The sequence below is a fragment of the Rathayibacter rubneri genome, assembly GCF_023743255.1.
GTDB classification, from domain to species: Bacteria; Actinomycetota; Actinomycetes; order Actinomycetales; family Microbacteriaceae; genus Rathayibacter; species Rathayibacter rubneri.
The window spans coordinates 1-24568 of record NZ_JAMRYM010000039.1 but is presented as its reverse complement, the minus strand read 5'-3'; the positions used below and the strand labels follow the sequence as shown (position 1 = coordinate 24568).

Below are 24568 nucleotides of genomic sequence, written 5' to 3'. Positions count from 1 at the left end.
GAGCGAGCGGGAGCTGGGGCCGCCGTCAGTCGCGGGCGAGCGCGACGATCCGCGACGCCGCGGCCGACACCACGACCGCGTCCCCGGGCGCCACAGGCGCGGCGGAGTCGGCACGCACGTCCGACACCAGCCGCACCGGGTCGCCTGCGGGATCCGTCGCCTCGACCGTCACCAGCACGTCGACGCCGCGGTACGCGACATCGACGACGACCGCGTCCAGTGACAGCGCCCCGGAGGGGGCGGCGGCCCCGCTCGTCACCGCGAGGTGCTCGGGACGCACCGTCACGAGCGAGCCGTCGGCGAGCCCGAGGAAGTTCTCGTAGCCGAGGAAGTCGGCGACGAAGCGGTTCGCCGGTGCGCCGAAGACCGCGGCCGGCGCACCCTGCTGCATGATGCGCCCGGCGCGCATGAGCACCATCTCGTCGCTCATCTCGAGCGCCTCGTCCTGGTCGTGCGTGACCAGCACGACGGTCAGCCCCGTCTCGGACTGGATGCGGCGGATCTCGGAGCGCATCTGCACGCGGAGCCGCGCGTCGAGGTTCGACAGCGGCTCGTCGAGCAGGAGCAGCCGCGGGCGGATCGCGATGGCGCGGGCGAGGGCCACGCGCTGCTGCTGTCCGCCCGAGAGGCGCCGCGGGCGGCTGGCCGCGAGATGCGCGAGCCCCACCATCTCGAGGCTCTCGGTCACCCGCTGCGCCCGCTCGGCGCGTCCGAGACCGCGCAGCTTGAGGCCGTAGCCCACGTTGTCGGCCACGCTGAGGTGCGGGAACAGCGCGTACGACTGGAACACCATGCCCAGCCCGCGCTTCTCGGGAGCGAGCCGGGTGCTGTCGACTCCGTCGATCAGGATCCGGCCCGAGGTCGGCGTGGAGTACCCGGCGAGCATCCGCAGCGACGTGGTCTTGCCGCATCCGCTGGGCCCGAGGAGGGTGGTCAGCTTCCCGGACGGGATCGCCAGGTCGATGCCGTCGACCGCGGTGAAGTCACCGAAGACCTGACTGACGTCGACGAATTCCGCTGCTGCGCTCATCGGTTGATGCCTCCGAAGATCTGGGCGAAGCCGACGCTGCGCTCGGCGATGATCGCGATGACGACGGTCGCCGCGAGGATGAGGGTGGACGTGGCGGCGACCATGGGGTCGTAGCTCTGCTGGACGTAGTCGAGCATCGTCACGGGGAGGGTCCTGGCATCCCGGCTCTGCAGGAGCAGCGACAGCGGGACGTTGTTGAACGACGTCACGAATCCGAGCAGCGCGGCCGAGAAGACGCCCGGGCGCAGGATCGGGAGCGTGACCGTGAAGAAGGTGCGCAGCGGACCGGCTCCGAGGCCTCGGGCCGCCTCCTCGAGCGCGGGGTCGCTGGTGGCGAGCGAGGCGCCCGTCACGCGGACGGCGTAGGGGAGCAGGAGCGCCGTGTGGCCGATCAGCAGGACGGCCGCGTTGTCGACGTCGAGCGTGACGACGAGCTGCTGGAACAGCGCCAGGCCGACGACGAGCTCGGGCACGATCAGCGGCGAGAGGAAGAGCCCCTCGACCAGCGAGCGGCCGGGGATCCTGCCGCGGTGGATCGCCAGCGTCGCGGGGATGCCGATCAGCAGGGCGATCGCCGTGGAGAGCACCGCGAGCTGCGCGCTGGTCGCCAGCGACTCCAGGAACGGGTCGTAGGAGAGCGCCTCGCCGAACCAGCGGAACGAGAGCCCCTCCGGCGGGAAGCGGAGCGTGGATCCGGCGGTGAAGGCCGTGGCGACGACGAACAGGATCGGCACGATCATGATCACGTAGCCGGCGACCGCGAGCGACGCGGCGACGGGGCGGCGGGTCCTCATGAGACGGCTCCCTTCCGGGCGACGAGGGAGGAGAGCCCGGAGACCAGGAAGACCAGGACCGCCATGACGATCGCCGTGGCGGAGGCGCCGGCCCAGTCGATCGTGACGCTGGAGTAGGAGAACAGCTGGGTGCTCAGCATCCGCTGACTCGATCCGCCGAGCAGGTAGGGCGTGGTGTAGGCGGTGACTGAGCCGGCGAAGACGAGCGTCGCCGCGACGACCACGCCGGGCAGCGAGAGCGGGACCACCACGTCCCAGAAGGTGCGGGTGGGGCTCGCGCCCAGTCCGCGGGCGGCGTCGTCGAGTCCGGCGTCGACCTGCGAGACGGCGGAGTAGCAGGAGATGATCGCCAGCGGCAGGAAGAGCTGCGTCAGGCCCAGCACGATCGCGAGCTCCGTGTAGAGCAGCTGCGGCGCCTCGGAGACGACCCCCAGGCCCACGAGCAGCTGGCCGATCGCGCCGTTCGAGCCGAGGACGACGAGCCAGCCGAAGGTGCGGACGACGTTGCTGAGCAGCAGCGGGAAGATCGCCAGGGCCAGCAGGACCCCGGACCAGCGGGACGCGGAGCGCGCCAGCAGGTACGCGATCGGGAAGCCCAGGACGACGCAGATCAGCGTCACCACGAGCCCGATGCCGACCGTGCGGCCGATGATGCGCAGCTCGTAGGGGTCGGTGAGCATCTCGCCGACCCGGGCGATCACCTCGGCGGGCCCGGTGCCGGGAGGGGCGACGAGCATCACCAGCGAGGGGACGACGAAGAAGAGCAGCAGGAAGCCCAGCCCGGGCAGGAGCAGGAGGGGAGCGGTCCTCGACCTCACGAGTACCTCCGATCGGACGCGTCGGGCGGCGTCGTGGAGGCCGCGGAGTGGATGTAACCGGTTGCATCGACAGTAGACCGGCGACGCTACCCGCTTCGATTCGCGCATGTAAACACTGTGTTTCGAGATGCGGCGGCATCGCACGTCGCGGATGCGAGCGGATGCACGAGTGGCCCTATGATCACGGGAGAGCCGGAGGGGGGGCGCATGGCCACGCTCGCCGACGTCGCCGCCCTGGCGGGCGTCTCGAAGGCGACCGCCTCGCGCACGCTCTCGCGCCCCGAGGTCGTCTCGCCCGACACGGCCGCCCGGGTCCTCAGCGCCGCGGCCAAGCTCGGCTTCATCCCCAACTCCGCCGCCCGTCAGCTGGCCCGCGGCCGCACCGGCGTCGTCGCGCTGGTCGTGCCGACCCTCGACAACGCGTTCTTCACGCCGATCATCGGAGGCGCGCAGCGCCGCGCCGACGAGGACGGCCTGCAGCTCACCGTGGCCGTGCATCCGCTCGAAGCGGTCCGCGAGCTCGGAGCGTTCGACCGCCTCTCGCGCCAGGTCGACGGCTTCATCGTGGTCGCGCCGCGCGGCGGGGACGAACTGCTGCTCTCGGCGGGCTCGCACAAGCCGACCGTGCTGGTCGACCGCGAGGTCGACGGGATGGCGTCGGTCGTCGCCGACACCGCCTCGGCGTTCGGCGCGCTCGTCGAGCGCTTCGCGGCCGACGGCCACGAGCGCGTGCTCTACGTCGGCGGGCCGGACGGATCGTGGCAGGACGGGCAGCGCACGGCCGCGGTCCGCGAGGCGGCGCGGCGCGGGGGAGTGGAGCTCACCGTGCTGGGCCCGTTCCCGGCGACGTTCGCGGCGGGAGTGGGGGCCGCGGGGGCGGTGCGCGACTCCGGAGCGACGGCCGTCGTGCCGTACGCGACCGCGCTGGGCCTCGGCGTGCAGTACGCGCTGCTGTCGTCGGGCGGCCTGCCGGAGGGGCTGGTGGTGAGCTCCGAGCGCTCGATCGTCGACGCACTGGGTCTGATCGGGGTGCCCGCGGTCGACGTCGACGGCGAGCAGCTCGGGCGGGCGGCGGCCGAGCTGCTGATCGAGCGGCTGGCCGACCGGGGCGCGGCGCCGGAGCGGCGCCGCCTGCCGGTGCCGGTGCAGTGGCCGGCGGGCGGCTGAGGCGGCCTCCGGCGGACGGGGGTCTCGATACGCCCGCTGCGCGGGCTACTCGACCAGCAGGGAGGGGGGCTTCCCCGTGCCTGCTGGTCGAGTAGCCGCCGGAGGCGGCGTCTCGAGACCCACCGCCGCCGGAGTCGGCGCTACGCCGTCAGCGCGACCGCCGTCCACGACACCGGGGGCAGCGTCACCGTGAGGGTGCCCCCCTCGAGGGAGGGGTCGACCGCGTCGCGCAGGCCCACGCGCTCCTGGTCGTCCTTCGTGTTCTTCGCGTACGGGTCCTCGTCGAAGAGGGCCACCGCCTCGGCGATGCTCGAGACGCCCAGGCCGGACACGTCGACCGTGACGGTGATCGACTCCGTCTGCGAGCGGTTCACGAGGAACACCGACGAGCGGTCGCCGTCGTGCGTCGCGACGGAGTCGACGAGCGGGGCCTCGCCGTGGCGGGCGGTCGAGTAGGTGCCCGCCTCGATCCGCGGCTTCAGCACGCTGCCCGACGCGAGGCGCGCGGTCGTCGAGAACGGGAAGAACGTGGTCTGGCGCCACGCCGCTCCGCCCGGCTCGGTCATGATCGGCGCGATCACGTTGACGAGCTGCGCGAGCGAGGCCGAGGTGACCCGGTCGGAGTGCTTCAGCAGCGTGATCATGAGGTTGCCCAGCACGACCGCGTCGGCGACGGAGTAGACGTCCTCGAGCAGGCGGGGGGCGTAGGCCCACTCGCGGGTGCTCTGGTCGCCTTCGGCGTCGGCCTTCTCCTTGGCCTGCCACTCCTCGAGGTACCAGATGTTCCACTCGTCGAAGGACAGCATGATGTCCTTCGTCTTCTTGAGCTTGTACTTCACGTGGTCGGCGGTCGCGACGACCGTGGCGATGAAGTACTCCATGTCGAGCGAGGAGGCGAGGAACGAGCCCAGGTCTCCGCCGTACTCCTGGTAGTAGGCGTGGCACGAGACGTACTCGACGTCGTCGTAGGTGTGCTCGAGGACGACGCGCTCCCACTCGCCGAACGTCGGCATCGCCGATCCGGAGGAGCCGCAGACGACCAGCTCGAGCGACGGGTCGGCGATCTTGAGCGCCTTGGCGGTGCGGGAGGCGAGCTTGCCGTAGTCCTCGGCGTTCATGTGGCCGACCTGCCAGGGGCCGTCCATCTCGTTGCCGAGGCACCACATGCGGATGTCGTAGGGCTCGGTCCCGCCGTTGGCGATGCGCTGGTCGGCGAGGGCGGTGCCGGCGGGTCCGTTCGCGTACTCGAGCACGTCGAGCGCCTCGAGGACGCCGCGGGTGCCGAGGTTGACGGCGTACATGATCTCGCTGCCGGTGAGCTCGGCCCAGCGGGCGAACTCGTCGAGGCCGACCTCGTTGGTCTCGAGCGAGTGCCAGGCCAGGTCGCGGCGGCGGGGGCGCTCGGAGCGCGGGCCCACGCCGTCCTCCCAGCGGTAGCCCGAGACGAAGTTGCCGCCGGGGTAGCGGATGGTCGTGCTGCCGAGCTCCTTCACCAGGTCGACCACGTCGAGGCGGAAGCCGTCCTCGTTGGCGGTGGGGTGGCCGGGCTCGTAGATGCCGTCGTAGACGCAGCGGCCGAGGTGCTCGACGAACGAGCCGAAGATCCGCGGATTGACGGGGGCGACGACCGCGGTGGGATCGAGGGTGATCCGTGCCGAGGAGGTGGACGGGACGGCGCGGGGAGCGTCGGTCATGACAGGGCCTTTCCGGGGCGGTGGCGGGCCCCTCCTGTTCCGGAGGGGAGTGGTGCGCGGGTGCGGCCGGTCACTTGACCGAGCCGATGGACAGTCCGCCCTGCCAGTACTTCTGCAGGGTGAGGAAGGAGACGATCAGCGGGATCACCGAGATGAGGGCCCCGACGATCACGAGGTTCCACAGCGACTGCCCGCCGGTGTTGACCGACGCCTGGGTCTGCCAGGTGCCCAGGCCCACGGTGACGGGGAAGAGCTGCGAGTTCGAGAGCATCACGAGGGGGAGGAAGTAGTTGTTCCAGGTTCCCACGACCGACAGCAGCAGCACCGTCACGAGGGCGGGCCGCAGCAGCGGCAGGGCGACGCGGAAGAAGACCGTGATCTCGCCCGCCCCGTCCATCCGTGCGGCGTCGAGCATCTCCTCGGGCACGGCGTCCTGGGTGTAGACGCGCATGAGGTAGACCGCGAACGGGTTGAGCATCGAGGGCAGGATGACCGCCCACATGGTGTTCGTGAGCTGGGCGGCGCTGAACATGACGAACAGCGGGATGACCAGGGCCGTCGCCGGCACCATCACGGATCCCAGGACCAGCGAGAAGAAGGCGTTGCGCCCCTTGAACGCGTAGGCCGCGAAGCCGTAGCCGGCGAGCACCGACAGGACCGTCGCTCCGAGACCGCCGGCGAAGGCGTAGAGGAACGAGTTGCCGAGCCACTTCCAGTAGAGCCCGTTGGAGTAGGTGAACAGCGAGCCGATGTTGGTGAAGAACTCGAAGGAGTCGCCGAACCAGAGCGGGCTCACCGTGCCCGAGAAGAGGCCGACCTGATCCTTCGTCGACGCCACCACGAGCCACCAGAAGGGCAGCGCGAAGTAGACGACGAAGGCGAGCAGGATCACGTGCGGGAGCAGCTGGCGGCCGCCGCGGCGGCTCCGCGCCCGGACGGCGTCCTCGCGTCGCTGGACGCGGTCGCGCTTGGGCGCGAGCGAGAGGGTGCTCATGAGAGTCCGTTCCTCTTCTTCGTGGCGGCCAGGAACAGGTAGGACCCGACGAAGACCACGAGGCCCAGCGCGAACGAGATCGCGGAGGCGTAGTTGAACTGGTTGTACGAGAAGGCGAGCGTGTAGGCGTAGATGTTCGGCGTGTAGGACGCGTCGATCGAGCCGGACGCCAGCGACCGCAGGATCTGCGGCTCGGTGAAGAACTGGAGCGTGCCGATGAGGGCGAAGACCAGGATCAGGACCATCGACGAGGAGATCATCGGGATCTTGATGCGCAGCGCGGTCTGGATCGCACTCGCGCCGTCCAGGCGGGCGGCCTCGTAGACCGCGGGATCGATCCCCTGGAGGGCCGCGTAGATGATGATCATGTAGTAGCCCGCCCACTGCCAGGTGACGACGTTGACGAGGCTGCCGAAGATCGAGTCCTTGCCGAGGAGGTTCGGCGCGTCGAGGCCGAACCAGCCGAAGACCTCCGCGGCGGGGCCGAACGAGGGGCTGTAGAGGAAGCCCCACATCAGCGCGCCGATGACGGCCGGCACCGCGTACGGCACGAAGATCATCAGCCGGGCGAAGCGCGAGAACCGCGAGGTCAGCGCGTCCAGCATCAGCGCGGCGATCAGCGAGACCAGCATCTGGATCGGGATCAGGATGAACGCGAACCGCACCACGAGCCAGACGCCCTCGAGGAACAGCGGGTCCGAGAACGCCTTGGCGTAGTTCGCGAACCAGACCCACTCGGTGCCGGTGGCGACCGACTTGTTCTGCAGGCTCAGGATGAACGAGTAGATCAGGGGCGTGATCAGGAAGACCACGAGGAAGACGCCGAACGGAGCGACGAAGACCCAGCCCCAGCGGGCGCGGCGCGAGGCGACGGCTCCGGAGCGGGGCTTCTTCGAGGGGCGTTCTGCGGTGGCGGCGGGCGCGGGGACGACGAGGGTCGACATGGGTGCTCCTTCGAGAGGGGACGGGGCGGCCGCCGCCCCGGGGGACGGCGGCCGCCGATCGTCAACCGACCGTGTAGCCCTGACCGGCGGCGTACTCGCTGACCGCGGTCTGGTAGGTCGCGAGGGCGTCCTCGACGCTGGACTCGCCGCTGTTGACCGCGTTCACGGCCTCGGTGAGCTTGTCGTAGGCGAAGTTCTGGAACGGCGAGACCTGGAAGCCCTGGTACTCGGTCGCGGCGGTGAGGAAGACGTCCTTGTTGATCTGCTGACCGCCGAAGAAGTCGTACTCGAGGTTCGCGAAGTAGTCCGACTCGAGGATCGGCTTCCAGAGCGGGAACAGCGCGGCCTTCTCGATGCCGATCTTCCACGCCTCCTCGGTGCCGAAGATCTCCTTGGCGACGAGGGCCGCCGCCTCCTTGTCCTCGGCCTGCTCGGTCACGGCGAACGCGGATCCGCCGATGTTGATCTGGGTCGGCTCCTCGCCCTCCCACTGGGGGACCGGGGCGGCGCGCCACACGGCGTCGGGGTCGGCGCCCTCGAAGCCCTGCAGGTAGCCGGGCAGCCAGGCGGCGGCGATGACGGACGCGTAGGTGCCGTCGACGAGGTGCGTGTTGTAGTCGGTGGTCGAGCTGTCCTCGGTGCCGACGAGGCCCTTGGTGACGAGGTCGTTCCAGTAGTTCATGACCTTCGCGCTGGCCTCGTCGTCGAGGTCGACCGTGACGTCGGTGCCATCGACGGTGTAGGGCACGGATCCGGCCTGCGCGAAGAGCGCCTGCTGGTAGGCGCGGCCGTTGCCGGCGTAGTCGGTCATCAGGGTGGTGGAGCCGGCGTCCTTGAGCGCCTGCGCGGCGGCCGCGTACTCCTCCCACGTGGTGGGGACCGGGATGCCGTACTCGTCGAGGATGTCCTGGCGGTAGAGCATGCCGACGGGTCCGCCGTCGACGGGGATCGCGTAGGTCCCGCTGCCGCTGGAGACGTCGGCCCAGGCGCCCTCGGAGTAGTTCTGCTGCACGTCGGACGCGCCGTACTCGGTGAGGTCGACGAGCGCGTCCTGCGGGATGTAGCTCTGCACGACCTCGCTCTCGAGCATGACGACGTCGGGGGCGCCCGAGCCCGCCTGCACGGCGGTGGTGAGCTTGGTGTACTCGTCGTTGCCGGCGCCGGCGTTGCTCCAGCAGATCTGGACGTCGTCGTGGCTGTTGTTGAACAGGTCGACCACGCCCTCGAACTCGGGGTACCAGGCCCACATCGTGACGACCTTCGCCTCGTCGTTCACGATCGTGTTCTCGCAGCTGGCGGCCTCGCTGCCGGCGGAGCAGCCGGTGAGAGCAGCGGCGGAGGCCGCGACGGCCACCCCCGCAGCCAGCAGTCTCTTCGAATGACGCGTCATTGCGTTTCCTTTCGGATGCGGCCGTCGTCGGCCTGAGGAGGGTTCCCTCGCGGGAGCGAGGAGGTTCTGCAGCGCGTCCCCGGCATTTCTACAACGATGGAGACAACGTTGTAGAAACGATGATGCGGAGTCGCCGAGGCCCTGTCAAGAGCGGCTCGCCGAGCGGCCCCGAGGCGTCCGTCCAGCCGTCCGTGCTGCACTGGAGGGGTGGGAACGATCGACGCGTGCAGCCTCCTCGCCGACCGGGTGGAGGCGCTCGCCGCCTCGGATCCCGCTCCCCGGGCGCTGATCCGCTCGACGGCGCGCGAGATCGCGGGCATCCGCCCGGGTCCGCTCGGAGTGCTCGATCTCGCCGGCGGCGGCCGCAACCGGATCCGCGGCCGCGGCTTCGCTGCGACGTACGACGACGAGACCCGCGGCCAGGCGCGGCACTTCGCGGGGGTGGCCGGGGCGACCCTCTACCTCGGCGGCGCGCTCGCCCACCTGCTCCTGCGCACCGCGGGCGGCGACCGTCCGGGCAGCGCGGACGACAGGCTCACCCGGCGGGCGATCGAGTGGAGCAGGCTGCTGCGCCGGGGCCGGCTGCCGGTCGGCGAGGCGGGGGAGTGGATCCGCCGCGAGATCTGCGCGTGCGGCTGAGGGCTCAGACCGGAGCGCTCGACTCCCGCGGCACCACCGAGAACGCGGCGGTCCGCAGGCGGTGCTCGCCGGTGTCCGTGCCGTCGATCCGCGCCTTCAGCACGTCGACCGCCGTCTGCGCGATCTCCTCCCGACCCGGGTCGATCGAGGACAGGCTCGGCACGGAGTAGCGCGACTCGTCGATGTCGTCGAAGCCGATCACCGCGACGTCGTCCGGCACGTGCCGCCCCGCGTCCTGCAGGGTGCGGACGGCGCCGAGCGCGAGCGTGTCGTTGAAGGCGAAGACGGCGTCGAAGTCGACGCCGGACTCGATGATGCCGCGCATCGCGACCGCGCCGTTCAGGCGGTGCCAGGGCCCGGAGTAGCCGATCAGGTCCTCGTCGTAGGGCACGCCCGCCGCCTCCAGCGCCTCGCGGTAGCCGCGGGTCCGGAGCACGGCCGAGCCGACCTCCTCGTCGGCGTGCGCTCCGAGCGCGACGATGCGCCGACGCCCGCTGTCGAGCAGGTGCGCGGTCGCCGCCCGCGCCGCCTCGACGTTCTGCATCGTGACGTGGTCGACGCGCTCGGTGAAGATCCGCTCGCCGAGCAGGACCAGCGGGTAGTCGACCGCGAGCGCCGGTTCGTCGCTCATGTCGATGCCGAGCGGACTGAAGAGCAGTCCGTCGGTGAGCTGGCGTCGCGGCGAGCTCAGCACGCTCCGCTCGCGGGCAGGGTCGCCCCCGGTCTGCTCGATGAGGACCGTGAGCCCGCGCCGGTCCGCGGCCCGCATGACGCTGTCCGCCAGCTCGGCGAAGTAGGCGAGGCTGAGCTCCGGCAGGGCGAGGCCGATCACCCCGGTACGGCCGCGGCGCAGGCTCCTGGCCGACAGGTTCGGGCTGTAGCCGAGCTCCGCGATCGCGGCCTCGACCCGCTCGCGGGTGGCCGGGCGGATGTGCGGGTAGTCGTTGATGACGTTCGAGACCGTCTTGATCGACACTCCGGACGCGCGCGCGACGTCGTGCAACGTGACCGCCATCGGTCCTCCTCCGCTCGGGGGTGCGCTCAACCTACAACGTTGTACCACTGCGCGTCCCGCCGAGCCCGCTTCTGCTGGGACACGGTGTCGCCGTCGTGCGCTCCGGTGGTCCTCCCGGCGCGGCGCGCCCGGCCCGCGGACGCCTCGTCCCCCACGCTGGACACTCGACGAGAGGAGCCGCGATGGACGCCCGCGAGCACGAGGTCCGCCGGCGGATGGACGCCCACGAGCTGTACACCGACGCCGGTGACGGCCTCGAGGCGCTCGAGGAGGAGCGCATCCGCGGCAAGGAGCTCGCGCACGCGTACAACGCGACCGATCCGCGCGAGAGCGCCGAGCGCTCCCGCCTGCTGCACGAGCTGTTCGAGTCGGTGGGCGAGGGCGTCTGGGTCGAGCCCCCGCTGCGCGTCGCCTACGGCAGACGGGTGCGGCTGGGCGAGAACGTCTACGTGAACTTCGGACTGACGCTCGTCGACGACGTCGAGGTCGTGATCGGCGACCGGGTGATGATCGCGCCGAACGTCACGATCAGCACGACCGGGCACCCGGTGCATCCGGAGCTGCGCCGCGACGGCACGCAGTTCTCGGCGCCGGTCGTGATCGAGGACGACGTCTGGATCGGGGCGGGCGCGATCCTGCTGCCGGGCGTCGTCATCGGCGCGGGCTCGGTCGTGGCCGCGGGCGCGGTGGTGACGGCGAGCGTGCCTCCGCTGGTCGTCGCGGGCGGAGTGCCGGCCCGGGTGCTGCGCCCGATCGGCGACGCGGACCGCGAGTGGGAGTACCGCGCGCCGCGGACGCTCGGCTGACGGGGGCCGGGCGCTCCCCGGCTGTGCGGGCGACCACCCCTGCTGATCGAGTAGGCCTCGGAGCGGCCGTCTCGAGATCCGCGGGCGTCAGCAGAGCGGGTCGGGACGCCGGTCTGCTGGCGGTGGTGGGTCTCGATACGCCCCTGCGGGGCTGCTCGACCAGCAGGGGGGGTGCTGATCGGGGAGGCGCGCGCGCCCTGCGGGGCTGCTCGACCAGCAGGGGACGACGGGGCGGTCCGCCGAGCTCGGTAGGCTCCGCGGGTGACCCGCTCCCGACTGATCCTGCTCGACATCGACGGCACGCTGATGGACGACGGCGTCGTCGCCCCGTCGTCCGCGGAGGCGGTCGCGGGAGCCCGCCGCAACGGCCACCTCGTGCTGCTCGCCACCGGGCGCTCCCGTCCCGAGATCCCGCAGAAGGTCCTCGACCTGGGCTTCGACGGCGTCGTCTCGGCGGCCGGCGGGTTCGTCGAGCTCGACGGCGAGCTCGTCTCGAGGAGCACCATGCCGGCCGACGCCGTCCGCGAGATCGTCGCGTTCTTCGAGGCCCACCGGATCGAGTACACGCTCCAGTCGCACGACGCCGTCTTCACGAGCGGGGGGCTCGCCGGCCGCGTCGCCGAGCTGCACGCGCGGCGGGGCGAGGCGGTGGAGCCGGTCGTCGAGACTCCCCGGGGCCCGGTGCCCACCGAGGGGATCGCGAAGGCGACGTTCTTCGGCGACCACGACGACACGTTCGCCGTGGTGCGCGACGGACTGGGCGAGCGCTTCCACGTGGTCACCGGCACCATCCCGTACCTCGGCCACGCGGGCGGGGAGGTGAGCCTCCCCGGTGTCGACAAGGGGGCGGCGCTCGTCGCGCTCGCCGAGCGGCTGGGACTGCCGGTCGAGGACACCGTGGCGATCGGCGACAGCTCGAACGACGTCGAGATGATCACCGCCGCGGGCCTGGGGATCGCGATGGGCAACGCCACCCGCGACGTGCTGGCGATCGCCGACGAGGTGACGACGTCGGTGCGCGAGGACGGCGTGCGGACGGCGTTCCTCCGGCACGGCCTGATCTGAGGCGGCCCCGATCCGACGAGGCCGCCTCCCCGGATCAGGTGTACCAGGAGGGCTCCGGCACGTCGCCCAGCAGGGCGAAGACGCCCACCTCGCGGCGCTTGTACGCGATCGGATCGTGCAGGGAGTGGGTGCGGAGGTTCCGCCAGTAGAGGTCGAGTCCGACCGTGCTCCCGGTGGCGCGGGCGCCGGTCAGCTCGAAGACGCGGGTCGCCGTCTCGAGGCCGTCCTCGACGATGCGGGCCTTGGCGGCCGCGATCCGCACGGCGATCTCGCCGCGGCGACGCGGAGTGAGCTCCTCGCGCGGCGCGTGCAGCACCGCGGACAGCTCGGCTCCGGTCGCGTCGATGAGCGCCTCGGCCGCCCACAGCTTCGCCTGCAGATCGCCGTAGCCCTCGAGGAGGTACCACTCGTCGGTGGCGCGCTCCTTGTCGTCGCCGCCGTAGGGCCAGGCGCGGGTGCGCTCGCGGGTGTACCGCGCGGCGTGCTCCAGAGCGCCCTGCGCGATGCCGAGGTAGAATTCGGCGAACACCTGCTGGATCGTCGGCACGTTCAGGGAGTTGTAGACGAGCGGCTGGAACTCGCGGTCGACGAAGCCGGCGGCCGCGGCCCACGGCACGCGCACGTCGCGGATCTCGACCGAGCCCGACTCCGTGAGCCGCTGCCCGAGGCTGTCCCAGTCGCGGCCGAAGACGATGCCGTCCTGCGCGGTCGGCACGATGGCGAAGACGTGCGTGTCCGTGCCCTCGAGGATCCCCTCGAGCACGGTCAGGTCGCTGACCACGCCTCCCGTCGAGAACGACTTGCGACCCGAGAAGACCAGCTCGTCGCCCTCCTCCCGGATCGACAGATCGCTGTCGCGCGGATTCACGGCACCGCCGTAGAGCAGGTTCCCCTCGGTCGCGAGCTGCTCGACGGCCGCGATCTGCTCGGGCGTGCCGACCAGTCGCGCCGCCCACGCCCAGAGGTAGTGGTAGCCCAGCAGCTGGCCGATCGAGCCGTCGGCGCGCGAGACGGTCCGGATCACGCGCAGGGCGGTGGTCCACTCCTGCGCGCCGCCGCCGTGCTCGACGGGGCCCAGCAGCGTGACGAGCCCGGCGTTCTTCAGCAGGGCGACCTCGGCGAACGGCGCGGCGCCGGCGCGATCGCGCTCGAGGGCGTCGACGGCGAGCACCGAGGCCACCTCCTCGGCGCGGGCGATCCACTCGGCGGGGGAGGAGGGGCGCGCGGCGCCCGACCAGCGGTCGGTCAGCGCGTCGCCGAGCGCGGTGGCACGGGCGGCCGGCTCTCGGCCGGGGCTGGACGGGGTCGCCGGGGCGGCGGTGGACGGGGACGGTGCGGTGCTCACGGTGGTCCTCTCTCGAACGGTCCGGCGACTCTCGCAGCCCCGGGCGGCGCTGGCGCCGCGTGCGTCGAGGGGTGACGGCGTGTGACGCCGCGTGTCGCGGCGGCCCGCCTCTCCTCGGTCCTCTCCGCCTCCGCCTGTCGACTTTGACAATCGTTATCAATAGTCGGTACCGTGAAGCATCCCGACCGTCCGACCCCGGACTCAGATTGGCTCTCCGTGACGACCCGCACCGCACGCACGCGCTCCCTCTCCGCCGCCGCCCTCGTGGGCGCGGCGGCCCTCGCCCTCTCGGCCTGCTCCGGCTCCGGCTCCGCGTCGGGTGCGAGCGACGACTCCGGTCTCGTCTCGATCGTCGCCTCGACGAACGTCTACGGCGACCTCGCGCAGAGCGTGGGCGGCGACCTCGTCGAGGTCACGAGCATCATCGACAGCCCCGAGAAGGACCCGCACGAGTACGAGGCGACGGCGCGCGACCAGCTCGCCGTCTCGGACGCGCAGCTCGTGATCGAGAACGGCGGCGGCTACGACCCGTTCGTCGACACGATGATCGACGCGTCCGGCTCCGAGGCGCCCGTCGTCACCGCGACGGTCGTCGCCGGCCTCGAGGACGAGCACGCGCACGAGGAGGAGGAGGGCGCCGAGGAGGAGCACTCCGACGAGGACGGCCACGGGCACGCCGCCTACAACGAGCACGTCTGGTACGACCTCACGGTCGCCCGCGACGTGGCGACCGAGATCGCCGACCGGCTCTCGAGCATCGACCCCGGCAACGCCTCGACCTACGCGTCGAACGCCGAGTCCCTCACCGGCGACCTCGACGCGCTGATCGAGCGCGAGCAGGAGCTGAAGGGCACCCTCGAGGGCCGCTCCATCGCGATCACCGAGCCCGTCCCGCTGTACATGACCGAGGCGCTCGGCCTCGTCGACGCGACTCCGGAGGAGTTCAGCGAGGCGATCGAGGAGGGCACCGACGTGCCCGCCACCCTGCTCCAGGAGACGCTCGCGCTGTTCTCGGACGGCACGGTCGACGCGCTCGTCTACAACGCCCAGACCTCCGATGCGCAGACCGAGGCCGTGCTCGAGGCCGCGCAGTCGGCCGGGATCCCCGAGGTCGCGGTCACCGAGACGATGCCCGACGGAGACGGCGGTTACGTCGGCTGGATGACCGCGAACCTCGACGCGATCGAGGGGGCGCTCTCGTCGTGACGCCCTCGTCCCCGATCGATCGGCCCGCCTCCCCGGAGGCGGGCCTTCCGGCGTCTCCGGCCGTGCTGAGGATGCGCGACGCGAGCCTCCGCTTCGGCTCCCGCGAGCTGTGGAGCGGCGTCGACCTCGACGTGCGGGCGGGCGAGTTCGTCGCCGTGCTCGGCGCGAACGGCTCGGGCAAGACGAGCCTGCTCAAGGCGGTGCTGGGTCAGCAGCCGTTGAGCACCGGCGAGCTGCAGGTGCTCGGCGCCCCGGTCCACCGGGGCAACCGCCGCATCGGGTACATCCCGCAGCAGAAGCTCGCCGACGACGGCACGCCGTTGCGCGCCCGCGACCTCATCGGCCTCGGCATCGACGGCCACCGCTTCGGGCTGCCGCTGCCCTCGCGCGCCCGCCGCGCCCAGGTCGACGCGCTGCTCGCGGCGGTCGGCGCGACCGACTACGCCGACGCCCCGCTCGGCAGCCTCTCGGGCGGCGAGCAGCAGCGGGTGCGCGTGGGGCAGGCCCTCGCCGGCGATCCCGCGCTCCTGCTCTGCGACGAGCCCCTCATCGCGCTCGACCTCGCGCACCAGCGCGCGGTCAGCGAGCTGATCGACCGGCACCGGCGCGAGCGGAACCTGGGCGTGCTCTTCGTCACGCACGACGTGAATCCGGTGCTGCGGATGGTCGACCGCGTGCTGTACCTCGCCGGCGGCCGGTTCCGCATCGGCACCCCCGACGAGGTGCTGCGCTCGGAGGTCCTGAGCGACCTCTACGACGCGCCGGTCGACGTGATCCGCGCCCGGGGCCGGATCATCGTGGTCGGCGCCCCCGACCACTCCCACGTGCACGAGCACGAGGGAGAGCACCGGCACGAGCACCGCCACGAGACCTCGGAGGATCGAGCCTGATGGACGACGTCTGGTCGCAGATCTTCGACTTCTCGGACTACGGCGCCCTGCTGTCGCTGCTGAGGAACTCCGTCATCGCGGGAGCGGTGCTGGGTGTCGTCGGCGGCCTCATCGGCGTCTTCGTCATGTCGCGCGACATGGCGTTCGCGGTGCACGGCATCAGCGAGCTGTCCTTCGCGGGCGCCTCCGCGGGGCTCCTGCTCGGGATCGGCGTGGTGCAGGGCTCGATCGTCGGCTCCCTGGTCGCGGCGCTGCTGATCGGGCTGCTCGGCTCCCGGGCCCGCGACCGCAACTCGATCATCGCCGTGCTGATGCCGTTCGGCCTGGGCATCGGGATCCTCTGCCTCGCGCTCTACCCGGGCCGCAGCGCCAACAAGTTCGGCCTGCTCACCGGGCAGATCGTCGCCGTCGACGACCCGCAGCTGGGCTGGCTCATCGCGATCTCGGTCGTCGTCGTGATCGGCCTCGCGCTGATCTGGCGCCCGCTGACCTTCGCGAGCGTCGACGCCGATGTGGCGGCCGCCCGCGGCGTGCCGACCCGCGCGCTGTCGATCGTCTTCATGCTGCTGCTCGGGCTCGCCGTCGCGGTCTCGGTGCAGGTCGTCGGCTCGCTCCTGGTGCTCGCGATCCTCGTCACCCCGGCCGCCGCGGCGCTGCGGGTCTCGGCGTCGCCGGTGGTCGTGCCGCTGCTGAGCACGTTGTTCGCGGTCGGCGCGCTGGTGGGCGGGATCCTGCTGGCGCTCGGCGGCTCCGTGCCGATCAGCCCCTACGTCACGACGATCTCGTTCACGATCTACGTCGTCTGCCGGATCATCGGTCGGCGCGGCGTCCGTCGCCGTCGCACTCCGGCGCTCGTCGGGGCGGGGGTATAGCGTGGCCCGGGTCGTCAGACGGGAAGGTGGACCGGTCATCAAGCGGAACACGTGGCAGAGGGAAGCGGTGCGCGAGGCGCTCACCGGGCGCGACGACTTCGTCAGCGCGCAGGGGCTGCACAGCGCGCTGCACGCCTCCGGGTCGCCGATCGGACTCGCCACGGTCTACCGGGCGCTCGCCGACCTCGCGGTCGAGGGCGAGGCCGACTCGCTGCAGTCGCCCGACGGCGAGAGCCTGTACCGGGCCTGCACGCCGGGCACGCACCACCACCACCTGATCTGCCGGCGCTGCGGTCTGACCGTGGAGATCGCGGCCGACGAGGTCGAGACCTGGGCGCGCTCCGTCGCGGGTCAGCACGGCTTCACGGATGCGCACCACGTGGTGGACGTGTTCGGCCTGTGCGCGGAGTGCACGCGGGCGACCTCGAGCTGAGACGCCCCGTCAGGCGGGGAGGAAGATCCCGGCCGCGCGGTCCTTCACGACCGCACCCGCGGGAAGCACCCGGCCGCTCATGGCGAGGTACACGCCCGGCGGCAGCAGCTGCACGGCCGCCACGGCGACGCCGAGGTTGAAGGACGCGTCGCTGTCGCGCATCCGCGCGGGCTGCATGGCGCCGGTCAGCACGACGACGCGATCCCGGACCGTGCCGATCGCCTCGGCGGTGGCGGTCATCGTGTCAGTGCCGTGGGTGAGGACGATGCGGTCCTCCTCGGCCTCGAGCACGCGGCGCCGGATGAGGGCGCGGTCGTCGTCGTCGAGATCGAGGCTGTCCTTCGCGAGCACCTCCTCGACGCGGAACTCGAGCGTCGAGAGCACGGGCTCGAGCAGGCGCGGGACGGTCGGAGCTCCGATGACGAGCTCGCCCGAGAGCGAGTACTCCTTGTCGATCGTGCCGCCGGTGGTGAGGACGAGGATGCGATCTGTCACGCGTTCACCCTAGGACGGGCCTCCGACACGGCACCGGGCGCACGTCCGTGCGGATGCGCCCGCGCGGTCGGCGCGCGCGGGGCCGCCGCGGCACGATGGAGGGATGTCACGCGTCTCCGCCCTGTCCGCCGCCCGCACCGGGGCCAAGCTGCTGCTCGGCTCCGCCCTCGTCTTCGCAGGGGTGAGCCACCTGACCCGCGCGCGCGAGGAGTTCCAGGCGCAGGTGCCGGAGTGGGTGCCGCTGGACGAGGACACGGTCGTGCTGGCCTCGGGCGTGGTCGAGATCGCCCTCGGAGCGGCGCTCGTCGTCTCGCGCCGCACCTCGCCCCTCGTCGGGAACGCCGCGGCCGCCTTCTTCACCGCGATCTTCCCCGGCAACATCTCGCAGTACCTCACGAAGACCAGCGCCTTCGGCCTCGACACCGATCGCAAGCGCGCGGTGCGGCTGCTCTTCCAGCCGGTCCTCGTCGCCTGGGCGCTCTGGTCGACCCGTCGCGGCTGAGATCAGTCGGCGGCCAGCGCCCGGAGGAGGCGCTCGAGCCCGAACGCCCACGCGTCCTCGACGTCGCCGCCGAGGGTGAAGCCGCCGTTGATCTCCATGCTGATGAATCCCGTGGCCCACGCGGTGAGGGTCCGCGCGGCCTCGAGCGTCCGCTCGGGGCCGGCGAGCGCCTCCATCGCCTGCAGGAGCGACGTGCTCGCCGCGACCCGGTACTCCTGCGCGGCCACCGGCGTCCCCGCGGCCGGCGTCATCACGAGCTGGAACGCGGCGGGCCGCTCGTGCCCGAAGCGCCTCAGCACGTCGGCGATGCGCGCCGGATCGCTCTGCGCGCCCAGCCGGTCGGCGTAGTCGCGCAGCGTCGCCTCCGCCACCGAGCGGATCAGCGCCTCTCTGCTCTCGACCCTCTTGTAGAGGGAGGGTGCGCGCACGCCCACCCGCTGCGCGACGGCCTGCATCGTGACTCCCGCGAGCCCCTCCTGCTCGAGGAGCGCGGCGGCAGCGGCGACGATGGCGTCGTGGGTGGTGCGGTCGGGAGTGGGCATGTCCCCAGCATAGCTATTGACAGTAGCTATGATGGCTAACTAGCGTAGCCATCATGGAACTCACCCCCTCGCTCCACCGCCTCGGCTCGGACATCGTCGCCTCCTACCTCGTCTCGGTGCCCGAGGGCATCACCCTCATCGACGCCGGACTCCCCGGCCACTGGTCCGACCTCCTCGCCGCGCTCACCGCTCTCGGGCGCCCGATCGAGGACGTGAAGGGCGTGGTCCTCACCCACGGCGACTCCGATCACATCGGCTTCGCGGAGCGCCTCCGCCGCGAGCACGGCGTCCCCGTGTTCGTCCACGCCGCGGACGCCGACCGGGCGAAGGGCGGGAAGAAGCCCGCCAACGGCACGCAGACGATGCGGCTGGGTGCGATGGCGGGGTTCCTCGCCTACTTCGCGCGCAAGGGCGGCCTCCGCATCCCTCCGCTGACCGAGGTCGTCGAGGTGGCCGACGGCGACGTGCTCGAGCTGCCGGGCTCGCCCCGCGTCATCGGACTGCCCGGCCACTCGGCCGGCAGCATCGCGGTGCACGTGCCCGTCGTCGACGCCGTCTTCGTGGGGGACGGACTGACCACGCGCCACGTCCTCACCGGGCGTTCGGGCCCGCAGCCCGCTCCCTTCACCGACGATCCGGAGCAGGCCCTCGCGTCGCTGCGGCTCCTCGTGCCGACCCGCGCGGCCTGGGTGCTCCCGGGGCACGGCGCTCCGTGGAGCGGGGGAGTGGACGCGGCGGTGGCGGCGGCCGAGGCGGCGGCGCGCGGCTGAGCCGGGCGCCCGGAACGCCGCTCAGGAGGCGGGGACGAGCTCCCAGCGCGCGGCGAGCAGCTGCAGCGCCTGATCGAAGACGCCGGTCCAGGCGGTCGCGTCGTGCGCGCTGTCCGGCACCTCGAGGTAGGTGGTCCGCATCCCGGCCGCTGTCGCGTCGGCGTGGAGGGTCCTGACGCCGTCGAGGAACGTCGTGTCGTCGGCGCCCACTCCGAACACCGCGACCGTGTCGGCGTAGGGAGCGTGCGCCGCGAGGATGCTGGCGGGCTTCGCGGCCTCGTAGGCGCTCGCGCTGCCGCCGAAGCCCTTCTCGATCGTCGTCGCCTCCTCGCCGAGGGTCGGCGCGAGCTCGCCCGAGGCGTCGACGATCGCGCCGAAGAGCTCCGGATGAGCGGCGCCCAGCTGGATCGCGCAGGTACCACCCTGCGAGAGGCCGCCGATCGCCCAGTCGTGCGCGTCGGGCAGGACGGGCAGGTTCGCGCGGATCCACGCGGGCACGTCGACGGTGAGGTACGTCGCCGAGTTCCCCAGCGGCGAGTCGACGCACATCGGGTTCGTGTCCGGATCGCCCAGCTGGTCGGGCGAGACCACGATCGGCGCGAGCCCGGCGTGCGCGGCGGCGTACGCGTCGAGAGCCTGCTGCAGCTTCTCGGTCGAGAGCGGGTCGGAGGGGGAGCCGGGCTGGCCCGAGAGCATCACCATGACCGGGAGCAGCGGAGGGGCCGCGGTGAGGGCGGCCGGGGGCAGGTAGACCACCGCGTCGCGCGCGGCGAATCCGGAGGCGGTCGCGGGGATCGTCACCGAGGACACGCGGCCGGCGGTGGGCATGCCGGCGGGGGCGGTCCAGTCGGCGAGAGCGGGATGAGCGCCGCCGGTCGAGGCGAGCGGGGAGTCCTGGACGGGGTACTCGCTGATCCCGAGTGCGCTGCGGAGCGTGGGGTACTGCCCGAAGTCGATGTTCACCGTCATCGCGGAGGTCAGGACGACCAGGAGCGCGACGCCGACCGAGGCCAGGGCGCGTCGAGCGCGACGACGGGTGAGGGCGTGGGCGAGCACGAGGCCGGCGACGCCGAGCCCGCCGAGGGCGAGTCCCGCCCAGAGGCGGGTGACGGCGGTGAAGTCGACGCCGAACGGGCCGTCCGTGCCGTCGAGCAGTGCGGCCAGGGCGGCTCCCCCGATCGTGCCGACGAGGAGCACTGCCGCGACGGCCGCGGATCGGCGCGGGCGGCCCCCGGGGCGCGAGCGCGCGTAGGCGATCGCGAGGCCGGCGAAGGCGAGGGCCGCGACCGCGTACACGGTCACGACGAGGGGGCCCGAGGAGAGGCTCAGCCCGAGGAGTGCGTTCATGCGTGCTTCCGGTCGTCCGGTCGCCGGATGCGGCGGCGGGCGCCAGTCTCGACCCGTCGTCTGGACGGTCGCTGGTGGTCTCCTGGACCTCTGGGAAGGCGGTGGCTCCGAGGCCCGCCTCCGACGCTCCTCCCCAGGCGCGGATGCTCCGAGTGCTCCACGGCGTCGGCGCAAGCCCGCGCGAACGGGCTCCGACGCGCCTACCGTGGATCGGGAAGGACACGCAGACCGCGCCCTCGCGAAGGAGCCCGACCCATGACGCAGATCCCCACCACCGCCACGCCCGCTACGGGAGCCCGCGCATGAGCCGCGGCGTCGCCGTCGTCACCGGAGGCACCGCCGGCCTCGGCCGCGCGACCGTGCGCGAGCTCGCGAAGCGCGGATGGGACGTCGCGGTGCTCGCCCGGGGCGAGGACGGACTCGCCGCGACGGTCGCCGAGATCGAGCAGGCGGGGCGCCGTGCCCTCGGGGTGCCGACAGACGTCGCCGACCGCGAGGCCGTCGAGGCCGCCGCCGACCGCATCGAGGCCGAGCTCGGTCCGATCGAGCTGTGGGTCAACGACGCGATGGTCGGGGTTTTCGGCGAGTTCCTGTCGACCGAGCCCGCCGACTTCGAGCGCGCGGTCGCCGTCAACTTCTTCGGCTTCGTCAACGGCACGCGCGCGGCGCTCTCGCGGATGACCCCGCGCGGCCGCGGTCACGTGATCCAGGTCGGCTCGGCGCTCGCGCACCGCGGCATCCCGCTCCAGGCCGCGTACTGCGCCTCGAAGTTCGGCGCGCGCGGCTTCACCGAGGCGGTCACGGCCGAGCTCCTGCACTCCAAGAGCGCGATCAGGCTGTCCGAGGTCGACATGCCGGCGCTGAACACCATCCAGTTCAACTGGGTGAAGTCGCAGCTGCCGCACCACCCGCAGCCCGTGCCTCCCATCTACGAGCCCGAGGTCGGGGCGATCGCCATCGCCGATGTGGCCGACAGGCCGCGCCGGCGCACCTGGGTCGGCGAGCCGACCGCGGGCACGATCCTCGGCGACCGCTTCGCGGGCGGCTTCCTGGACTGGTACCTGGCGCGCAACGCCTTCGACGGGCAGCAGGCTCCCGACGTCACGGAGCCGATGCTGCCGAACAACGTCTACGAGCCGGTGCCCGGCGACCACGGTGCGCGCGGCCTCTTCAGCGACCGCGCGCACACCATGACTCCGCAGATCTGGATGATCCGCCACCGCGCGGCGAGCTACGCCGGGGCCGCCGTCGCGGCCGCCGCGGGTGTCGTCGGCGTCGTCGCGACCCTGCGGAGGAGGCGACCGTGACCGACGTCGACGTGGTCGTCGTCGGGGCGGGTCCGAACGGGCTCGCCGCGGCGGTCACCCTCGCCCGGGCGGGCCTCTCGGTCTCCCTGTTCGAGCGCAACGAGCGGATCGGGGGCGGCGCGCGGACGGCCGAGCTGACGCTGCCCGGCTTCCACCACGACGTCTGCTCGGCGGTCCATCCGATGGCGCTCGCATCGGAGTTCTTCCGGCGTTTCCGGCTCGACGAGCGGATCGACCTGCGCGTCCCCGAGATCTCGTACGCGCACCCGCTCGACGGCGGGCGGGCGGGGATCGCCTACCGCGACCTCGAGCGCACGGTCGAGGCGCTCGGCCGCGACGGGGCGGCCTGGCGCTCGCTGATGGGCCCGCTCGCGGAGCGAGCCGACCGCGTCGCCGGCTTCACGAACGAGGCGCTGCTGCGCGTGCCCACCGATCCGAGCGTCCTCGTGCGGTTCGGCCTGCGGGTGCTCGAGCAGGGCTCCCCGTTCTGGAACCTGCGCTTCCGCGAGGACGTGGCCCCGGCCATGCTCTCCGGCGTCGCCGCGCACTCGATCCGTCCGATGCCGAGCCCGTCGACGGCCGCGGCCGCCCTCGCCCTCGGCACCTACGCGCATGCGCGCGGCTGGCCCGTGCCGGTCGGCGGCAGCCAGTCGATCGTCGACGCGATGGCCGCGGACCTCCTCGCGCACGGCGGCACGATCGAGACGGGCGTCGAGGTGACCTCGCTCGAGCAGCTGCCGAGCGCCCGCGCGACGCTGTTCGACCTCACTCCGGAGGCGCTGCTCCGCCTCGCGGGCGACCGCCTGCCCGCCGCGTACGCGAAGGCGCTGCGGCTGTTCCGCTACGGCAACGGCGTCGCCAAGGTCGACTTCGCGCTCGACGGACCGGTGCCGTGGACGAACCCCGAGCTCGCCCGCGCGGGCACGCTGCACGTCGGCGGCACCCGCGCCGAGATCGCGGCAGCCGAGCGCGACGTGGCCGAGGGCCGCCACAGCGAGAACCCCTACGTGCTCGTCGCACAGCCGTCGCTGGCCGATCCGGGCCGTGCGCCCGAGGGCAAGCACGTGCTGTGGGCCTACACGCACGTGCCCCGGTACTCGCCCGCGCACCAGAAGGAGGCGATCACCGCGCAGATCGAGCGGTTCGCGCCGGGCTTCCGCGACCGCATCCTCGGCGTCTCCTCGATGACCGCGCGCGACATGGAGCAGTACAACCCCAACTACCTCGGCGGCGACATCGCGGCCGGAGCGGCGAGCGTCGCGCAGCTGGTCTCGCGCCCCGTGCCGTCGCCCGACCCGTGGCGGACGCCGGCCGAGGGCCTCTACCTCTGCTCGTCCTCGACCCCTCCGGGCCCCGGAGTGCACGGCATGGCCGGCTGGCACGCCGCCCGCAGCGCCCTGCGGCACGAGTTCGGGATCACGCGGGCGCCTGATCTGGCACCCTGAAGGATCTGGCACGCTGAACAACGGAGTCGCGCCGCCGGTGCGCTCCATCGCCCGCCGAGAGCCCACGAAGGAGCCCGCGATGTCCCGCAACACCCGCGTCTTCCACTGCCCGCCCGAGTCCGTCTTCGCCGCCCTGTCCTCGGGGTGGCTCTTCCCCTCGTGGGTCGTGGGCGCCTCCCGGATGCGGAAGGTCGACCAGGACTTCCCGCACGTGGGCTCGCAGCTGCACCACTCCTTCGGGCTGTGGCCGCTGGTGATCGACGACCGCACCACCGTGCTCGAGTGGGACCCGCCGCGCCGCTTCCTCATCCAGGCGGCCGGCTGGCCGATGGGCGAGGCGCGGGTGCGGATCGAGGTGGAGCCGCACAAGGACGGCTGCCGCGTGCGCATGCACGAGACGGCCGTGAAGGGGCCGGGCACGCTCATCCCGAAGCCGCTGCTGCACTCGTTCCTCTGGGTGCGCAACATCGAGGCGCTGCAGCGGCTCGCGCACATGGCCGAGGCGGGTGCCGGCGGACGGGTTCTGGCCCCGAGCGCCCTGCCGTCCCCGCGCGACCGCGAGGGCGTCGACACCCCGAAGCACCTCGTGCCGCGGCTGCTCGGCACCGTCGTCTCGGTCGCCGTGGGCTCCCTGGCGCTGCGCGCGGCGCGGGCGGCCGTGCGGCGCGCCCGCGCCTAGTGCGGGTCAGACGATGCGCTCGATGAGCCGCACGTGGTGCACGGCGACGCGCGTGGGCTCGCCCTCGAAGGCGGCCGCCCGCTCGGGCGAGTCCAGGTACGTCCTCTCGATCGCGAGGAACGACTCCGCGTCGCCCGGGGTGCTCACCGCCCAGACGAACTCGTTCACCTCGCGGTCGGCGTAGGCGAACTCGATCCGGAAGCCCAGCGCCTCGCGCGCCGGCACGATCCTCGCCTGGAACCAGGCGAGGAAGTCGTCGATCACCCCGTCGAACAGCTCGTAGCGTCGGAGTTGGATGGTCCTGGTCTCGGCGGCGTCGCTCATGCGATCGACGGTACCGGACGCGGGGCCGCTGCTCCCCGACGTCCACCCCGCACCC

26 protein-coding genes are annotated in these 24568 nt (G+C 72.5%); 13 read left to right on the top strand and 13 right to left on the bottom strand.

The genetic code is table 11. The features are described 5' to 3' along the window. Nucleotides 1-25: 25 nt before the first annotated feature. Genes NB037_RS10500 through NB037_RS10490 form a run of 3 tightly spaced genes read right to left on the bottom strand, consistent with a single transcriptional unit; the run spans nucleotide 26 to nucleotide 2642 of the window. On the bottom strand, nucleotides 26-1030 hold the full coding sequence (locus tag NB037_RS10500; RefSeq protein WP_251945602.1) for an ABC transporter ATP-binding protein: 1005 nt from the start codon (nucleotides 1028-1030) through the stop codon (nucleotides 26-28). Beyond that, a complete protein-coding gene (locus tag NB037_RS10495) occupies nucleotides 1027-1824 on the bottom strand; it encodes an ABC transporter permease (protein WP_251945601.1) in 798 nt (265 codons plus the stop codon). The genes NB037_RS10500 and NB037_RS10495 overlap by 4 nt, the downstream gene beginning before the upstream one ends. Further along, nucleotides 1821-2642 (bottom strand): ABC transporter permease, encoded by an 822-nt coding sequence (locus NB037_RS10490; RefSeq protein WP_251945600.1) that lies wholly within the window; start codon nucleotides 2640-2642, stop codon nucleotides 1821-1823. Before NB037_RS10490 ends, NB037_RS10495 begins: the two co-directional genes overlap by 4 nt. Before the next feature lie 207 nt (nucleotides 2643-2849). Here NB037_RS10490 and NB037_RS10485 point away from each other — a divergent pair, with 207 nt between their 5' ends. Next, the gene (locus NB037_RS10485) at nucleotides 2850-3809 is read left to right on the top strand and encodes a LacI family DNA-binding transcriptional regulator (RefSeq protein WP_251945599.1); all 960 of its coding nucleotides are present in this window, start codon (nucleotides 2850-2852) and stop codon (nucleotides 3807-3809) included. 140 nt (nucleotides 3810-3949) lie between these two features. Here the strand turns inward: NB037_RS10485 and arfA are convergent, their stop codons facing one another. The 4 genes from arfA to NB037_RS10465 all read right to left on the bottom strand — a co-directional run bounded on the left by arfA (nucleotide 3950) and on the right by NB037_RS10465 (nucleotide 8831). After that, on the bottom strand, nucleotides 3950-5503 hold the full coding sequence (gene arfA / locus NB037_RS10480; protein ID WP_251945598.1) for an arabinosylfuranosidase ArfA: 1554 nt from the start codon (nucleotides 5501-5503) through the stop codon (nucleotides 3950-3952). Between the two features lie 70 nt (nucleotides 5504-5573). Then, nucleotides 5574-6497: a carbohydrate ABC transporter permease gene (locus tag NB037_RS10475; RefSeq protein WP_207407074.1), complete on the bottom strand. Its 924-nt coding sequence runs from the start codon at nucleotides 6495-6497 to the stop codon at nucleotides 5574-5576. Further along, the gene (locus NB037_RS10470; protein WP_251945597.1) at nucleotides 6494-7441 is read right to left on the bottom strand and encodes a carbohydrate ABC transporter permease; all 948 of its coding nucleotides are present in this window, start codon (nucleotides 7439-7441) and stop codon (nucleotides 6494-6496) included. The genes NB037_RS10475 and NB037_RS10470 overlap by 4 nt, the downstream gene beginning before the upstream one ends. 61 nt (nucleotides 7442-7502) lie before the next feature. Then, complete coding sequence (locus NB037_RS10465; RefSeq protein ID WP_251945596.1) at nucleotides 7503-8831, bottom strand: ABC transporter substrate-binding protein; 1329 nt, start codon at nucleotides 8829-8831, stop codon at nucleotides 7503-7505. Nucleotides 8832-9038: 207 nt separating this feature from the next. Here NB037_RS10465 and NB037_RS10460 point away from each other — a divergent pair, with 207 nt between their 5' ends. Then, entirely contained in the window at nucleotides 9039-9470 is a 432-nt protein-coding gene (locus NB037_RS10460) for a hypothetical protein (RefSeq protein ID WP_251945595.1), read from the top strand. 4 nt (nucleotides 9471-9474) lie between these two features. Here NB037_RS10460 and NB037_RS10455 read toward each other — a convergent pair whose 3' ends face one another. Next, the gene (locus tag NB037_RS10455; RefSeq protein ID WP_251945594.1) at nucleotides 9475-10485 is read right to left on the bottom strand and encodes a LacI family DNA-binding transcriptional regulator; all 1011 of its coding nucleotides are present in this window, start codon (nucleotides 10483-10485) and stop codon (nucleotides 9475-9477) included. A 182-nt stretch (nucleotides 10486-10667) separates the two neighbouring features. On the opposite strand from NB037_RS10455, the gene NB037_RS10450 reads away from it, so the two are divergent. Together NB037_RS10450 and NB037_RS10445 are read left to right on the top strand one after the other, a co-directional pair. After that, nucleotides 10668-11291 carry a maltose acetyltransferase domain-containing protein gene (locus tag NB037_RS10450; RefSeq protein WP_251945593.1) on the top strand — a complete coding sequence of 208 codons (624 nt, stop codon included), beginning with the start codon at nucleotides 10668-10670 and terminating at the stop codon, nucleotides 11289-11291. A gap of 261 nt (nucleotides 11292-11552) precedes the next feature. After that, nucleotides 11553-12356 carry an HAD family hydrolase gene (locus tag NB037_RS10445; protein ID WP_251945592.1) on the top strand — a complete coding sequence of 268 codons (804 nt, stop codon included), beginning with the start codon at nucleotides 11553-11555 and terminating at the stop codon, nucleotides 12354-12356. Between the two features lie 34 nt (nucleotides 12357-12390). Here NB037_RS10445 and NB037_RS10440 read toward each other — a convergent pair whose 3' ends face one another. Beyond that, the gene (locus tag NB037_RS10440; protein WP_251945591.1) at nucleotides 12391-13701 is read right to left on the bottom strand and encodes an acyl-CoA dehydrogenase family protein; all 1311 of its coding nucleotides are present in this window, start codon (nucleotides 13699-13701) and stop codon (nucleotides 12391-12393) included. Nucleotides 13702-13917: 216 nt separating this feature from the next. Between NB037_RS10440 and NB037_RS10435 the strand changes: the two genes are divergently transcribed. The 4 genes from NB037_RS10435 (at nucleotide 13918) to NB037_RS10420 (ending at nucleotide 17102) form a co-directional block, all read left to right on the top strand. Next, the gene (locus NB037_RS10435) at nucleotides 13918-14907 is read left to right on the top strand and encodes a metal ABC transporter solute-binding protein, Zn/Mn family (protein ID WP_251945590.1); all 990 of its coding nucleotides are present in this window, start codon (nucleotides 13918-13920) and stop codon (nucleotides 14905-14907) included. Between the two features lie 71 nt (nucleotides 14908-14978). After that, nucleotides 14979-15797, top strand: coding sequence for a metal ABC transporter ATP-binding protein (locus NB037_RS10430; RefSeq protein ID WP_251945589.1), 819 nt, complete (start codon nucleotides 14979-14981; stop codon nucleotides 15795-15797). Next, nucleotides 15797-16669 (top strand): metal ABC transporter permease, encoded by an 873-nt coding sequence (locus NB037_RS10425; protein ID WP_251945588.1) that lies wholly within the window; start codon nucleotides 15797-15799, stop codon nucleotides 16667-16669. Before NB037_RS10430 ends, NB037_RS10425 begins: the two co-directional genes overlap by 1 nt. A gap of 37 nt (nucleotides 16670-16706) precedes the next feature. Then, on the top strand, nucleotides 16707-17102 hold the full coding sequence (locus tag NB037_RS10420) for a Fur family transcriptional regulator (protein ID WP_251945608.1): 396 nt from the start codon (nucleotides 16707-16709) through the stop codon (nucleotides 17100-17102). 9 nt (nucleotides 17103-17111) lie between these two features. On the opposite strand, the gene NB037_RS10415 is transcribed toward NB037_RS10420, so the two are convergent. Continuing rightward, a complete protein-coding gene (locus tag NB037_RS10415) occupies nucleotides 17112-17597 on the bottom strand; it encodes an asparaginase domain-containing protein (protein WP_207407092.1) in 486 nt (161 codons plus the stop codon). A 103-nt stretch (nucleotides 17598-17700) separates the two neighbouring features. Between NB037_RS10415 and NB037_RS10410 the strand changes: the two genes are divergently transcribed. After that, nucleotides 17701-18099, top strand: coding sequence for a DoxX family protein (locus NB037_RS10410; RefSeq protein ID WP_251945587.1), 399 nt, complete (start codon nucleotides 17701-17703; stop codon nucleotides 18097-18099). 2 nt (nucleotides 18100-18101) lie between these two features. Here NB037_RS10410 and NB037_RS10405 read toward each other — a convergent pair whose 3' ends face one another. Continuing rightward, on the bottom strand, nucleotides 18102-18641 hold the full coding sequence (locus NB037_RS10405; protein WP_251945586.1) for a TetR/AcrR family transcriptional regulator: 540 nt from the start codon (nucleotides 18639-18641) through the stop codon (nucleotides 18102-18104). A gap of 53 nt (nucleotides 18642-18694) precedes the next feature. Here NB037_RS10405 and NB037_RS10400 point away from each other — a divergent pair, with 53 nt between their 5' ends. After that, a complete protein-coding gene (locus NB037_RS10400; RefSeq protein ID WP_251945585.1) occupies nucleotides 18695-19411 on the top strand; it encodes an MBL fold metallo-hydrolase in 717 nt (238 codons plus the stop codon). 21 nt (nucleotides 19412-19432) lie between these two features. On the opposite strand, the gene NB037_RS10395 is transcribed toward NB037_RS10400, so the two are convergent. Continuing rightward, nucleotides 19433-20758, bottom strand: a complete 1326-nt coding sequence (locus NB037_RS10395; RefSeq protein WP_251945584.1) for an alpha/beta hydrolase — start codon at nucleotides 20756-20758, stop codon at nucleotides 19433-19435. A gap of 302 nt (nucleotides 20759-21060) precedes the next feature. On the opposite strand from NB037_RS10395, the gene NB037_RS10390 reads away from it, so the two are divergent. From NB037_RS10390 to NB037_RS10380, 3 genes are all read left to right on the top strand, one after another. Further along, nucleotides 21061-22065, top strand: a complete 1005-nt coding sequence (locus NB037_RS10390) for an SDR family oxidoreductase (protein WP_251945583.1) — start codon at nucleotides 21061-21063, stop codon at nucleotides 22063-22065. After that, entirely contained in the window at nucleotides 22062-23510 is a 1449-nt protein-coding gene (locus tag NB037_RS10385) for a phytoene desaturase family protein (RefSeq protein ID WP_251945582.1), read from the top strand. Before NB037_RS10390 ends, NB037_RS10385 begins: the two co-directional genes overlap by 4 nt. 79 nt (nucleotides 23511-23589) lie before the next feature. Next, on the top strand, nucleotides 23590-24189 hold the full coding sequence (locus tag NB037_RS10380) for an SRPBCC family protein (RefSeq protein ID WP_308202071.1): 600 nt from the start codon (nucleotides 23590-23592) through the stop codon (nucleotides 24187-24189). Between the two features lie 6 nt (nucleotides 24190-24195). Here the strand turns inward: NB037_RS10380 and NB037_RS10375 are convergent, their stop codons facing one another. After that, nucleotides 24196-24513 carry a hypothetical protein gene (locus tag NB037_RS10375; RefSeq protein WP_251945581.1) on the bottom strand — a complete coding sequence of 106 codons (318 nt, stop codon included), beginning with the start codon at nucleotides 24511-24513 and terminating at the stop codon, nucleotides 24196-24198. Between the last annotated feature and the right edge of the window lie 55 nt (nucleotides 24514-24568).